The organism is Enterococcus mediterraneensis, from assembly GCF_900604485.1.
GTDB classification, from domain to species: Bacteria; Bacillota; Bacilli; order Lactobacillales; family Enterococcaceae; genus Enterococcus_C; species Enterococcus_C mediterraneensis.
Map to the genome: position 1 here is coordinate 1,799,758 of NZ_UWOP01000001.1, position 12,483 is coordinate 1,812,240.

Annotated in this window: 14 protein-coding genes; 7 read left to right on the forward strand and 7 right to left on the reverse strand. The window is 42.0% G+C overall.

The window, feature by feature from the left end:
* Positions 1-74: 74 nt before the first annotated feature.
* From EFB00_RS08775 to nrdI, 3 genes are all read right to left on the reverse strand, one after another.
* The gene (locus tag EFB00_RS08775) at positions 75-1,721 is read right to left on the reverse strand and encodes a MutS-related protein (protein ID WP_122646452.1); all 1,647 of its coding nucleotides are present in this window, start codon (positions 1,719-1,721) and stop codon (positions 75-77) included.
* Between the two features lie 5 nt (positions 1,722-1,726).
* Positions 1,727-2,560, reverse strand: coding sequence for a LysR family transcriptional regulator (locus EFB00_RS08780; protein ID WP_122646453.1), 834 nt, complete (start codon positions 2,558-2,560; stop codon positions 1,727-1,729).
* 87 nt (positions 2,561-2,647) lie between these two features.
* On the reverse strand, positions 2,648-3,094 hold the full coding sequence (nrdI, locus tag EFB00_RS08785) for a class Ib ribonucleoside-diphosphate reductase assembly flavoprotein NrdI (RefSeq protein WP_122647077.1): 447 nt from the start codon (positions 3,092-3,094) through the stop codon (positions 2,648-2,650).
* Between the two features lie 269 nt (positions 3,095-3,363).
* On the opposite strand from nrdI, the gene EFB00_RS08790 reads away from it, so the two are divergent.
* Positions 3,364-4,791, forward strand: a complete 1,428-nt coding sequence (locus tag EFB00_RS08790) for a basic amino acid/polyamine antiporter (RefSeq protein WP_122646454.1) — start codon at positions 3,364-3,366, stop codon at positions 4,789-4,791.
* Between the two features lie 78 nt (positions 4,792-4,869).
* Positions 4,870-5,442 carry a GNAT family N-acetyltransferase gene (locus tag EFB00_RS08795; RefSeq protein WP_122646455.1) on the forward strand — a complete coding sequence of 191 codons (573 nt, stop codon included), beginning with the start codon at positions 4,870-4,872 and terminating at the stop codon, positions 5,440-5,442.
* Positions 5,443-5,508: 66 nt separating this feature from the next.
* Here the strand turns inward: EFB00_RS08795 and EFB00_RS08800 are convergent, their stop codons facing one another.
* Both EFB00_RS08800 and EFB00_RS08805 read right to left on the reverse strand, forming a co-directional pair.
* The gene (locus EFB00_RS08800; protein ID WP_122646456.1) at positions 5,509-6,027 is read right to left on the reverse strand and encodes an LURP-one-related/scramblase family protein; all 519 of its coding nucleotides are present in this window, start codon (positions 6,025-6,027) and stop codon (positions 5,509-5,511) included.
* A 25-nt stretch (positions 6,028-6,052) separates the two neighbouring features.
* On the reverse strand, positions 6,053-6,922 hold the full coding sequence (locus EFB00_RS08805; protein ID WP_122646457.1) for a Cof-type HAD-IIB family hydrolase: 870 nt from the start codon (positions 6,920-6,922) through the stop codon (positions 6,053-6,055).
* Between the two features lie 125 nt (positions 6,923-7,047).
* On the opposite strand from EFB00_RS08805, the gene EFB00_RS08810 reads away from it, so the two are divergent.
* The 4 genes from EFB00_RS08810 (at position 7,048) to EFB00_RS08825 (ending at position 9,978) form a co-directional block, all read left to right on the forward strand.
* Positions 7,048-7,728, forward strand: a complete 681-nt coding sequence (locus tag EFB00_RS08810) for a uracil-DNA glycosylase (RefSeq protein ID WP_122646458.1) — start codon at positions 7,048-7,050, stop codon at positions 7,726-7,728.
* A 154-nt stretch (positions 7,729-7,882) separates the two neighbouring features.
* Positions 7,883-8,866, forward strand: a complete 984-nt coding sequence (gene pta, locus EFB00_RS08815; RefSeq protein ID WP_122646459.1) for a phosphate acetyltransferase — start codon at positions 7,883-7,885, stop codon at positions 8,864-8,866.
* A gap of 121 nt (positions 8,867-8,987) precedes the next feature.
* A complete protein-coding gene (gene tsaE, locus EFB00_RS08820) occupies positions 8,988-9,461 on the forward strand; it encodes a tRNA (adenosine(37)-N6)-threonylcarbamoyltransferase complex ATPase subunit type 1 TsaE (RefSeq protein WP_122646460.1) in 474 nt (157 codons plus the stop codon).
* Positions 9,454-9,978 carry a GNAT family N-acetyltransferase gene (locus tag EFB00_RS08825; protein ID WP_122646461.1) on the forward strand — a complete coding sequence of 175 codons (525 nt, stop codon included), beginning with the start codon at positions 9,454-9,456 and terminating at the stop codon, positions 9,976-9,978. Before tsaE ends, EFB00_RS08825 begins: the two co-directional genes overlap by 8 nt.
* A gap of 79 nt (positions 9,979-10,057) precedes the next feature.
* On the opposite strand, the gene EFB00_RS08830 is transcribed toward EFB00_RS08825, so the two are convergent.
* Positions 10,058-10,591: a 3'-5' exonuclease gene (locus EFB00_RS08830; RefSeq protein ID WP_122646462.1), complete on the reverse strand. Its 534-nt coding sequence runs from the start codon at positions 10,589-10,591 to the stop codon at positions 10,058-10,060.
* An 80-nt stretch (positions 10,592-10,671) separates the two neighbouring features.
* Positions 10,672-11,430 (reverse strand): exodeoxyribonuclease III, encoded by a 759-nt coding sequence (locus EFB00_RS08835; protein ID WP_122646463.1) that lies wholly within the window; start codon positions 11,428-11,430, stop codon positions 10,672-10,674.
* A gap of 84 nt (positions 11,431-11,514) precedes the next feature.
* Between EFB00_RS08835 and EFB00_RS08840 the strand changes: the two genes are divergently transcribed.
* The gene (locus tag EFB00_RS08840) at positions 11,515-12,423 is read left to right on the forward strand and encodes a Gfo/Idh/MocA family protein (protein WP_122647078.1); all 909 of its coding nucleotides are present in this window, start codon (positions 11,515-11,517) and stop codon (positions 12,421-12,423) included.
* Positions 12,424-12,483 lie beyond the last annotated feature (60 nt).

The window sequence follows — 12,483 nt, forward strand, 5'->3', positions numbered from 1 at the left end:
CTGGGAAGTGAATCCCATGTGGCCTTTTTGGATAACTAAGAAAGCTATGGTAATAGAATATTTCTTGCTGAATTTCATTCAGACACTTGCCAAGTACGATGTTCATCAAAGTAAGCCGCTTCTTGTTGAGCGTTTTTGACAACAGTCGTTGGATATTTCAAGATCTTCAAAAGTGCGATAGCGTTTCTGCGGGTAGCGGGACCTTCTTTTAGCAAATAATCAAAGGCGATCCCTGATTCTTCCGTGACTTGCTCTTCGAAATGAACGTTGTGGCATTTGTTTTTCAAAATCTCAGTCAGTTCGATATCGTGCGTGGCAACAAAGCCCAAACTTGGGAAACTGGTCAGCCAGCTGATGACACTGGAAGAAGCGGCGATCCGCTCAATGGTATTCGTACCCTTCAAGATCTCATCGATGAAGCAGTAACAGCGTTCGCCTTTTGCCACTTGATCCAACAAGCGTTTGATAGACTTGATCTCAGCTACAAAATAACTGTCGCCTTCAAACAAATCATCTTCCACCGCCATCGAGGTCAAGACATGTCCCTTTTGCAATGTGAAGGACTCTGCAATAGCAGTATTGACAGTTTGAGCCAAGATACAATTGATGGCGATACTTTTGACGTAGGTTGATTTACCGGAAGCATTGGAGCCGGTCACTAATGTCGTCTGTTGCCAATCGACAGGATTTGCGACAGCGCCATTGATCAATGGATGATAGCTGTTTTTGGCTTTGACGCCTCCCTCTGAAAACGCAGGTTGGCAGGTAAGCGGCATATAGGTCCGGAAATTCAATACGGCAGATGCAATCTCCAGTTTTCCTAATAGATTCCATAACTGGATCGCTTCGTTGGAATGAGTGCTGATGCGATCAATGACAATATTATACGCGATAAATGGGATCATAAAAATCATATTAAAGTAATCAAAAAGCAGTTCGGTCTCACTGGCTTCCTTTGAACGAAAAGAAAAGCCCCAATTTGCGATGATCTTCAACGGTTTTAGCAGGCGTTGGATCTCGGCTTGCAGCGGAGTATTCAGCCGACTGATCTTCTTAGCAGTAGAAATCGTTTGGACAAGATAACGCATACTGTTCAGCTGGGCCTCCAACTGATTTTTTTTCGTTAAATAAAAAACGGTGTTGAAGACTACTGATCCGATCAGTAAAAACACGCCAGCAGTTGAAATAAAGAAAGCCGAAAGCAGACTGATGATCGGCAGTAAACCTAAAGTGATATATAGCCAAGGCTGTCCCAATTTTTGATGTTGTCCATCAGCTAGATATTGTTTTGTAAAATTATTATCTTGTTTGCCTAACTGGGCAAAGTGATATTGCAATTTTTCCCGGATCTCAGGATTTTTTTGATAAAACGCGATCAGTGTTTCCAAATCATCTTGCTGAAAATCAAAATTTCGCAGACGTTGATAAAGAGCCTCAGAACCCACACTGGAATAAGTGGCGTTCAGCAGACTAAATACACGATACAGATCAAGGTCATACCAAGTGATATCATCGACTTCGCTGTCCCAGTGATGAAAATTTTTCTCGATCTGCCAAGCGGCTTTCAGACTTTCTTCTTTATCTAAACGGGTTTGATGAGGTTGTTTGCCCCAGTTTCTTTTAACTGTTTGTTTCAGTTTGATTTGAGAATAAATCGTAAGTCCTGTTAATAGGATGATCACAAAGAAAATGATGCTGATAATAAAAGTGGATTGAGTCATATTGATTATTCCAAGCCTTCTTGATTATTTTTTATGATTTCTTCTAGATATGCAGCTACTTCGATCAATCTTTTTCGGAAAACTGTTTTATGAGTCAAAAGATAGAAATCCCGCAAGTTATTATCTGTCAAAGGTTCCCAGATCACCGAATCACCGACGGACAGTTTAGAAACGATCGCTTTGCCGATACCTTGCCGCAACAATGCCAAAATGGCTTCGGAATTGTTGACATAGATCAAACGAGGGGACAGATTGTGTTTTTTGAGATAGACCTCATTGTAAAAACGCAAGGCGGAATCATTTTCCCGCAGGAGCCAATAGTTGGAATCTGATCTGCCGGCGAGCACCAGTTCATCTTTATAAATGGGAATCTGATTTAAAAATTCACTGCGTTCGGCTTTTTCGATAAAGCCAATATCAACTTTGTGCTGTTCCATTTGTAAGACGACATCATCAGAGTTCATCATCAGCAAACTAAAATCGATCAATGGGAAATGTTCCACCAGCTTTGGTAAAAAGCGGGGCAAAAAGTAAACGGCGCAAGTATGAGAACAAGCGATCACGCAACGTTCGCGAAAATTTTCGTGAGCCAATAAACGGTTCTCCGCATCTTGCCATTCTTCTAGGATCTGCAACACACGAGGGTAGAGGAATGTCGCTTCTTCGGTTGGTATGATCTCTTGTTTGCCGTTGCGTAAAAATAGGACGGTCCCTAAATGTTCTTCTAATTTTTTGATTTGCGAAGAAACTGTCGGCTGAGAGAGGAATAATTGTTCTGCGCTTTGTGTGAAATTTTTGGTTTCATAAACAGAAACAAATGTTTGCAGCAGTTGGAACATGCTCAATGCCTCCTATAAAATCTGTTAGATGATAAGCCGGCAGATGCGGGCTGTTGGTCCAAGCAGAGTGCTTGGTAAGTTAAACAATCAGTCAGTACTGTTTTTAAGAATAGTGTAGATCGTCTCAAGATCAGCTGATGTACCGCGAAGTTCATAGTCAGCTAAAAACGGAAAATCAAATTGTGCAGCGTATTGCTTGGCAGTCAAGCAATATTGACGATTGAAGTTTTTATTTCCGCTGCCGACAACACCTAGACATTTTCGGAAATTATCACCAAAAGCCAAATATTCCCGCATACTTTCAGTTAAAATTTCTTGATCGCCGTTATCTACACCGTTGCCGCCTTCTAGATATGTAGGGACAAAAACAAAAAAAGGATCCTGCTCTGTTTCCAATGGGAAGTTTTCGTGGATCTCTTTTAATTGGATAAGGGGATTTTGCGAATCGCTAGTGTGTTGTTGTTCTGCATATTCCTGCAGACGTTTCGCAAAGGAGCGGGTATTTCCTGAAATTGATATATATAAAATAGTCATAGTCATAAGTAAGTTCCTCCTTCTGTGATATTATAGCATGCACGAAGTAAAAAAAGCGGTCAGTCACTGGATTTTTCAAATATGCTTGGTTTTATAAAAAACAATCAGATAACAACAAGTTGAAAATAATGCAAGAATTCATTAAGAAGGGTAAACTGATTAGTAAGAGTTTTTAAATAAGAACGATTAAAAAGTTTATACAAAATAAAAAACGCAGTTTGCTATAATAGGTGTAAGCGTTAAACAAAATACGAGAGGATATTTAGTTTATGAAAGATAAAAAAACCAAGCAGCAAGGGATCACGTTACTGCCATTGATCTCTTTAGTGGTCGGTTCTGCGATCGGCGGCGGTATTTTTGGTATCATGGCGGATCTGTCAGGTTCAGCTGGAGCGCCTACGATTTTCAGCTGGCTGCTGGTAGGGGGCTCGATGCTGATGCTGGCATTGACTATCTATAATTTGAACACAAAAAGACCGGATCTTTCAAGCGGGATCTATAGCTACGCTGAAGCAGGATTCGGCCGTTTTTCAGGATTGATCAGCGGGTGGGGATATTGGCTGACGTCGTGGCTGGGCAATGTGGCGTTCGCTACGTTGCTGATGAGTGCGCTGGGTTACTTTTTTCCAATCCTTCACGGAGGACAAAATACAGCATCAGTCATTTTAAGTACTGTTTTTCTGTGGTTATATGCGTGGTTAGTGAACCGCGGAGTGGAAAGCGCGAGTATCGTCAATGCGATCGTGACGATCTGCAAATTGGTTCCATTGTTTATCTTCGTGGTCGTAGCGCTGTTTTCTTTCAAGATGGATATCTTTATAGAGAATTTTTCAAGTCTCAATATTTTGGACGCGACCGGAACACCGGTATCATTCAATAAACAAGTATTGACCTGTATCATGGTGATGCTATGGGTCTTTGTGGGGATCGAGGGAGCTTCGACAGTCGCTTCCAGAGCCCGTAAAAAATCAGATGTTGGTAAAGCAACAGTGATGGGATTGATCAGTTTATTGATCATTTATATGCTGATTTCTTTACTGCCTTATGGAATCTTGTCTACCGAACAACTAGCATCGATTCGCACCCAACCGGCGATGGGCTATCTTTTTGAGTTGATGGTAGGAAAATGGGGAGCAGTGTTGATCAACGGCGGATTGATAATTTCTCTGATCGGTGTATGGTTGTCTTGGACGATCCTGCCGGTAGAAACGATGCGAAACATGGCAAAAGACGGTCTGCTTCCAGCTGGCTGGCAAAAAGTCAATCGGAAGGGATCACCGACATTTGCGATCATTTTGACGACTGTCTGTACCAATCTTTTTCTGTTATCATTATTAGTAACAGATCAAGCTTATAACTTTGCCTATACATTGGGAACAGCGGCGATCTTTTTTACATGGCTGTATTCTGGTTTGTATCAGATGAAGCTGTCTTATCAGCGGAAAGAATGGGGACAACTGGCTGTCGGAGCGATCATCAGTGCTTTTCTCATTTGGGCGATCATTTTCGTGGCATTAAAAGAAGTGATGCTGGTAACCATTTTGTTTATCCCTGGTGTTTTCTGCTTTTTATACGCCCAAAAACAGCAAGGTATCAAAATATCAGAAAAAAGATTCGAGCATCTATTGGTGATCTTGGTTTCACTCGTGGGATTCATTTCTTTGACGCTGTTTGCTACTGGTGTTTTAGTGCTGTGATCAGCTTCTGAATTTGCATAGGTAAAAAAGCATCTGATCGAATATTGAATGAACAAAGAATAGGAAGGAACAATAATTATGATTCGTTTTGCAAAAAAAGAAGATGGTGAGGCGCTTGCCCGCTTGATATTAGTGATTTTAAAAGACATGGAACTGCCTTTTGTTACAGAATACGGGGAAGAGACTGCTTTGAATATTTTAGCCGAAGCAGTGGCATTGCCTGATTATCGTTACAGCTATCAGCGCGGTTTAGTGATGGAGATCGATGGAAAAGTTGCTGGTGGGGCTTTTGGTTACCCGGCCACAGAAGAAGAAGGAATCGATGAGCCGTTGATTCCTCTTTTGAAGAAATACGGGATCCCTGAAGACACACGATTATTTGTTGATATGGAAGCTTTTCCCGGCGAATGGTATTTAGATTCGATCTGTGTGTCAGAAGAATTCCGCGGACAAGGGATCGGTTCACAATTGTTGGATGCTCTGCCGAAATTAGTTTTACGAGATCAAGAAACTGTGATCGGATTGAGTGTCGATAAAGCAAATCCCAATGCCAAAAGGCTGTATGAACGAAAAGGATTCCAAGTAGTCGGTCAGCGAACCATCAGCGGACATCTGTATGACCATATGCAAAAGAAAATCGACGAAAATTAAAAAAATACAAAAACACCGGGTGCCGTCAGCGATTTTGCTGACAGCATCCGGTGTTATTCTTTGCGGTCAATTGGTTGGTGAGAACTTCAAAAACGAGCTGCGCTTTTGCGGTCTGTTGCGATTGTATAGCCAATAGTCCATGACTGCCGCGATGCAAATACAGATCGGCGCGTCTTCGTCATCTGTCACATCCAATACATAGTAATCCCCAGTCAAAAAACTCGCTTTATCCATTTTCATGATCCTGTGATTGAAATGATGGATAGCGTACTGATGATTGTAAATATCTCCTTGAACTGTCCAATGCAACTGCTGGATGTAGTAAAAATCACCAGGCCAATTGAAGATTTTTTGCAATGTGCCGACTTTTTGGAAATTGCGATAGATCTCAAAACGGGTACCAAATGTAAAACTAAGTTGTTTGATACTGGCGACTAATTCGCCATTCATGGCATATAAAGATAGAGCATCGCCTTTCGTACCCCAGCGGCCGACCAGCAAGAAGAGGGATTTTCCATTCTCATCTTTAACGATCGTTCGCGTGATTCGACTTAGTTGCTTGTCTTGAATAAAAAATTCAGACATGGCTGCTCCTCCTTCAATAAACGAATTACAGATTCTCGTCAATAGCGCGACGGATCGCCGTACCGACGCCTGATTCCAGATTCGTATCGGTCAGGTAACGGGCGTAATCTTTTAGTTCAAGCGCCGCATTGCCCATCGCGAAGCTGACGCCAGCCATTTGGATCATGCTGACATCATTCAGATTATCGCCGATCGTCATGACTTCAGCAAGATCGATGCCCCGCTCTTTTGCGACGTGGGCTACCGCGATCCCTTTTTGCGCGTCGCGATGATTGATCTCGATATTGTTTTCACCAGAAGACGTCACGACTACTTCACCAAAACCGTCGATTGCCGCGGCAACAGGACCTAACACTTCAGGACCTTTTGGATCGATACAAATGATTTTTAATACTTCCAGGGAATCTTTGTCTAAAAGTTCCGGAATATCCTCTACATAATTTACCGGTAAAAATTCTAATCTCGCAGAAGTCATAGCGATCGCCATCTTATTCGTTAAATGGGGCATCAATTCAGCAAGATGGGTGGCGAAATTCTCGATCCGCTGTGCCTGATTTTCAGAATAAAGCCCTTTGTTGGTGGCTACTTCGTAATAGATTTGATGTTCTTTTAATAAGTGGAGTATCGTTTTTGCTTTAGCCGTTTCAATAGGAACAGTAAACAAAGAATTTCCGTCTTTATCGAAAACTTGCGCTCCGTTCAAATTGATCATCGCACATTCGATACCGGCGGCTTCTAATGACGGCAGCGCTTCTTGGCGATTGCGTCCGGTGGCCACCATAAATTCGACTCCTTTTGAGATAGCATAGCGGATCGCTGAAGCATTTTCTTCAGAAATCTGCATTTGTGAATCTAAAAGTGTCCCGTCCATATCAGAAGCAATTAATTTGATCATTCTGCTGCACCTTCCTCTTTTGTTCTACTTCTTAGTTTACCACAAATCAGTCCAAATTAAATGAAGAAGCCAGACTTGTTTCTTTAAAACAGATACGCTAGAGTTAGAAGAAAAGGGGGAGTACGATGAAAACGATCATTCATAATAGCTGGCAGGAAATCTTGCAAAGCGAATTTGAAAAACCGTATTATCAAGAACTGCGGGAATTTTTAAAAAAGGAATATGCCACGCAGAAGATCCATCCAGACATGTATCATATTTTTGAAGCATTGGAACTGACACCTTATGAAGATGTCAAAGTCGTCATCTTGGGACAAGATCCGTATCATGGAATCAATCAAGCTCATGGATTGTCTTTTTCAGTACAACCAGGTGTCAAGATTCCGCCGTCATTACAAAATATCTACAAAGAGCTGCAAGCAGATCTGGGAATCCCGCCAGTACATCACGGATATTTGACAAGCTGGGCGAAACAAGGAGTGCTGCTTTTGAATACGGTCCTGACAGTTCGCGAAGGACAAGCGTATTCTCATCGGGGACATGGTTGGGAACGACTCACTGATACGATCATCGAAAAATTAAATGAGCGGACAGAACCCATTGTGTTTATCCTCTGGGGCAAACCGGCACAGGAAAAAGAAAAAATGATTGATACATCAAAACACATGATCATTAAATCACCACATCCAAGCCCATTATCAGCTCATCGCGGTTTTTTTGGATCCCGACCATTTTCCAAAACCAACGCGGCACTGGAAAGTTTTGGCGAAAAACCTATCGATTGGCGTCTGCCTGATACAGTGTAATAGAATAGCGCTTTCTGTTATATAATAAAAAAAGAGAATTCGTGAAAAAAGTAACGAATTTCGAGTTTTTTTATTAGTACAGCCAAAAGAACTGTTCTTTTTTTTCAAGATAGTGTATGATGAAAAGGAAGGAAAAACAGGAGGGAATCTATTCGTGGAATTATTTGATAGCTTAAAATTTAAAATCGTTCGTCGCAATATTAAAATCGTTTTCCCAGAAGCAACTGATCCTCGTATTTTAGGAGCAGCAGCCCGTTTGAAAGCGGAAGAATTAGTAGAACCAGTCTTGATCGGTTCAAAAGAAGAAATCACAAAAGCTGCCGCAGCCCGCGGAATCACTACGGAAAACTTTGAGATCATCGATCCTGATAATTTTGATCGCTGGGATGAAATGGTGGAATCATTCGTAGAACGCCGTAAAGGAAAAGCAACAAAAGAACAAGCAGAAAAAATCCTAAAAGATGTCAACTACTTCGGTACGATGTTGACTTATATGGGAATCACTGAAGGAATGGTTTCCGGTGCGATCCATTCTACTGGCGACACTGTACGTCCAGCATTGCAAATCATCAAAACCAAACCAGGCGTGAGCCGTACAAGCGGTGCCTTTTTGATGGTACGTGGTCGTGATCAAGAAAAATATCTATTCTCTGATTGTGCCATCAACGTAAATCCAACTGCACAAGAGTTAGCGGAAATCGCTGTGGATTCAGCAAAAACAGCAGAATTGTTCGATATCGAACCAAAAGTTGCATTGTTAAGCTTCTCAACAAAAGGTTCAGCGAAAGCACCTGAAGTTGATAAAGTAGCAGAAGCAACTGAGATCGCACGGAAATTAGCTCCTGAATATCAAATCGACGGCGAATTGCAATTTGACGCGGCCTACATTTCAGCAGTCGCACAATTGAAAGCGCCTGAATCAAAAGTAGCCGGCGAAGCGACAGTCTTTGTCTTCCCAGAATTGCAATCAGGAAACATCGGCTATAAGATTGCGCAACGTTTCGGTAACTTCGAAGCTATCGGACCTATCTTGCAAGGTTTGAACAAACCGGTTTCTGACCTTTCTCGCGGCGCGAATGAAGAAGATGTATACAAACTTTCTATCATCACAGCAGCTCAAACATTGATGGAAAAATAAGCTCACTAAACGTTAAGCCAAGATCTCGTTGAGGTTTTGGCTTTTTTTACGCGCAAATTTTGCATTCTGGAAAAAGGCGCGCTATACTCATACTCATAAACTTGAGAAAGGATTTTAAAAGATGATCACATTGAAAAATCCGGAAGCAACGGAAAAATTAGCAGCAATCATCGGCAAGACCGCTGAGCCCGGCGATAATCTGGTACTGACTGGCGATCTGGGTGCCGGTAAAACTACCATGACTAAAGGGATCGCTAAAGGTCTGGGGATCACTCAAATGGTAAAAAGTCCTACCTATACGATCATCCGGGAATATCAAGAAGGGCGCATCCCGTTATACCATATGGATGTTTATCGGGTAGAGTACGGCGCCAGTGATCTCGGTTTGGAAGAATACTTTGAAGGAGACGGCCTTTCCGTGATCGAATGGGGCAATCTTTTAGAAGATACGCTGCCGGAAGATTACTTGGAAGTGATTTTTACCAAAGATGAAACAGACTTAGAAAAAAGAACATTAGCTCTCAAAACTTTTGGCCCCCGTGCAGAAAAGTTTAAAGAACGTATTTTAAGCGAGTGGGAGCAAATCAATGAGTGAAACAGTAGATGTCACTATTCGGGAAAGTCGTCCGGAAGATGCTGAGGAATTATTAGCAGTCACTAAAAAGATTGGCAGTGAAACGGAATTTTTAGTGTTGGATGAATCTGGGATGTCGTTGACACCGGAACAGTTGGCAGTACAATTGGCTGCCTTTCAAGAAAGTCCTAATAATCTTTCTCTAGTAGCTCTTGTAGATGGACAGATCGTCGGATTAGGCTCGATTTTAGCAGAAAGCAATCGCCGTGTCAGTCATATCGGCGAATTAGGGATCTCCATCTTAAAAGAATACTGGGGCATGGGATTAGGCTCGGTCATGATGGAAGAGATGTTGGCTTGGGCAGAAGAGACGGAGATCTTGCGCCGCATAGAACTGACAGTCCAAGTGCGCAACCAGCGGGCAGTAGCTCTTTACAAACGGTTCGGATTTGCGATCGAAGCAACGATCCCCCGCGGTGCCCGAAGCGATGACGGTGAATTTTTAGATACTTATTTGATGAGTATAATGATCGATTAAAAAACTGCTTAAAAGTAAAACAATCTAATAGAATAGAAACAGCCAACTACATGCGTATCTACATGAGTTGGCTGATTTTTTATTTTACTAAGACTAATTTTTTTAAAGGCGCAGTACCAAAATGCTCTTCTTGATGAAGCAGGATCTTGGCGCAAGCGCGGCTGTCTTCCAGCGCGTCATGGTGATGTTCTAACGGGATATCCAGCTGTTGGCAGACTGTGTTCAATTTATGGTTAGGAAATTCCGGGTAGAGTTTGCGGCTGGTCCTTACCGTACATAAAGAAAGATAGTTGGGCTTTTCTAAATGATAATAATCCAGACATCCAGCCAGCACACCAGTATCAAAACCGGCATTATGAGCGACGATCAAACTATTCAAATTATAATATTGACTGATCTGCTGCCAAACTTCCGGAAATTTCGGCGCATCGGCCACGTCTTCTGGGTGAATACCGTGAATCTGGATATTGCGCCAGAAAAATGGTGTTTCCGGTTGGATCAATGTGTAATATTCTCCGACAATCTGACTGTTGCGCACCATCACCATCGCTAATGAACATGCGCTGTGGGGTTGATGATTAGCAGTCTCAAAGTCCATGGCAATAAAATTCATCCTTGCCACCTCCACATGTAATCTAACACAAGCAGTTTAAGACGAAAAGCTGCCTGAAAAAAATTTAAAAAACTTTCAATTTATGAAAAATTCAGATTCAATTCAATAGGGCAATGATCGCTGCCGATAATATCTGTATGGATCTTCGCGTCAGTCAAATGTTCTTTCAGATCTTCAGACACCAAGAAGTAATCAATACGCCAACCAGCATTGTTTTTACGAGCGTTGAAACGATAGCTCCACCAAGAATAGACGCCAGTTAATTCCGGGTAGAAGTAACGGAAGCTGTCGATATAGCCGTTAGAAAGCAAAACAGAAAATTTTTCCCGTTCTTGAGGAGTGAACCCGGCGCTTTTTTGATTGGTCTTCCAGTTTTTCAGATCGATTTCTTTATGAGCGACATTCAGATCCCCGCAAATGATCACGGATTTTTTTACTTTCAGCTGATTCAGATATTCGCGAAAAACATCTTCCCAAGCCATGCGATAGTCCAGCCGACGCAATTCGTTTTGTGAATTTGGCGTGTAGCAGGTAACTAAATAAAAATCGGGATATTCAAGAGTGATCACTCGTCCCTCATCATCATATTCTGGTATGCCGATGCCGTAAGCAGCACTCAACGCTGGTTCTTTGGCAAAAACAGCAGTTCCAGAGTAGCCTTTCTTTTCTGCATAATTCCAGTATTGATAATATCCGGGCAGCTCCAATTCAATTTGTCCGGCTTGCAGCTTGGTTTCTTGTAAACAAAAGAAATCAGCGTCCGAATCTTCAAAGACATCTAAAAAATTTTTTTTGACGATAGCCCGCAAGCCATTGACGTTCCAAGAAATAAATTTCACATTAACCCCTCCAGTTATTCTGTCCCCTATTTTAACTAAAAATGAGGTAAGATGAAAGTATCAGAAATGAAGGAAGTGATCTCCATGAAAATCGGTGTGATCGGCTTGGGAAATATTGCCCAAAAAGCCTACCTGCCCACTTATGTAAAACTACAGGATCAAGCGGATTTTTACTTTGCGACACGCAATCCCAAGGTCCAGCAAGAATTAAAAGCGAAATATCACCTCAATATGAACAGCACGATAGAAGAATTATTTGCCGCTGAAATCGATGCCTGTTTTATCCACAGTGCGACAACCAGCCATTATCAACTAGCCAAGACTTGTCTGGAAAAAGGCATCCATGTCTTTATGGATAAACCTGCCAGCGAAAAATTAGCGGAAGTCACAGAGTTGCAAAAACTGGCGGAGGAAAAACAGTTGCTGCTGATGATCGGATTTAATCGTCGGTTTGCGCCGATGGTCCAAGAACTGAAAAAGATTCCTGAAAAACGGATGATCCTATTGCAAAAAAATCGTGTAGCAGCAAAGGAAAAAACCGCGTTTGTCATTTATGATCTGTTCTTGCATCTGATCGATACAGCTGTCTATTTACTGGACGCACCGATTCAAAAAATCGACAGCCGGATTCGAGAAAAAGACGGCTATTTGGAAACAGCGATGCTGCGTTTGGAAACAGCAGCAGAAACAGCGCTGTTGACGATGGATCTTCGTAGCGGGGCAAACACAGAGACGTATCAGATCACAAGCCCAGAAGGTACGTATCTGCTCAATGATTTGGTCCATCTGCAAAAATTCAGCGCAGAACAGACCACTAATACTTTTGGCGACTGGGAAACGACCTTATACAAACGAGGATTTGAACAGATGGTGATCAATTTTATCGATGCGGTAAAAACCGGTGAACAACAGCAATTACAGCAGAGAGATGTCTTTTTGAGTCATAAACTCTGCCAAGCAATGCTGCAAGAACACGAACGCCATATTTTGTAGGGGTGGTCAGGCAATCTTTCCCGTGCTAAAATGAATAAGATGTTTTTAAAGAAGGGAAAA

Excerpts from the sequence above, each read along its gene's own strand:
- EFB00_RS08775 (WP_122646452.1), bottom strand. The coding sequence starts at position 1,721 with ATGACTCAATCCACTTTTATTATCAGCATCATTTTCTTTGTGATCATC.
- EFB00_RS08780 (WP_122646453.1), bottom strand. The coding sequence starts at position 2,560 with ATGTTCCAACTGCTGCAAACATTTGTTTCTGTTTATGAAACCAAAAAT.
- nrdI (WP_122647077.1), bottom strand. The coding sequence starts at position 3,094 with ATGACTATTTTATATATATCAATTTCAGGAAATACCCGCTCCTTTGCG.
- EFB00_RS08790 (WP_122646454.1), top strand. The coding sequence starts at position 3,364 with ATGAAAGATAAAAAAACCAAGCAGCAAGGGATCACGTTACTGCCATTG.
- EFB00_RS08795 (WP_122646455.1), top strand. The coding sequence starts at position 4,870 with ATGATTCGTTTTGCAAAAAAAGAAGATGGTGAGGCGCTTGCCCGCTTG.
- EFB00_RS08800 (WP_122646456.1), bottom strand. The coding sequence starts at position 6,027 with ATGTCTGAATTTTTTATTCAAGACAAGCAACTAAGTCGAATCACGCGA.
- EFB00_RS08805 (WP_122646457.1), bottom strand. The coding sequence starts at position 6,922 with ATGATCAAATTAATTGCTTCTGATATGGACGGGACACTTTTAGATTCA.
- EFB00_RS08810 (WP_122646458.1), top strand. The coding sequence starts at position 7,048 with ATGAAAACGATCATTCATAATAGCTGGCAGGAAATCTTGCAAAGCGAA.
- tsaE (WP_122646460.1), top strand. The coding sequence starts at position 8,988 with ATGATCACATTGAAAAATCCGGAAGCAACGGAAAAATTAGCAGCAATC.
- EFB00_RS08825 (WP_122646461.1), top strand. The coding sequence starts at position 9,454 with ATGAGTGAAACAGTAGATGTCACTATTCGGGAAAGTCGTCCGGAAGAT.
- EFB00_RS08830 (WP_122646462.1), bottom strand. The coding sequence starts at position 10,591 with ATGAATTTTATTGCCATGGACTTTGAGACTGCTAATCATCAACCCCAC.
- EFB00_RS08840 (WP_122647078.1), top strand. The coding sequence starts at position 11,515 with ATGAAAATCGGTGTGATCGGCTTGGGAAATATTGCCCAAAAAGCCTAC.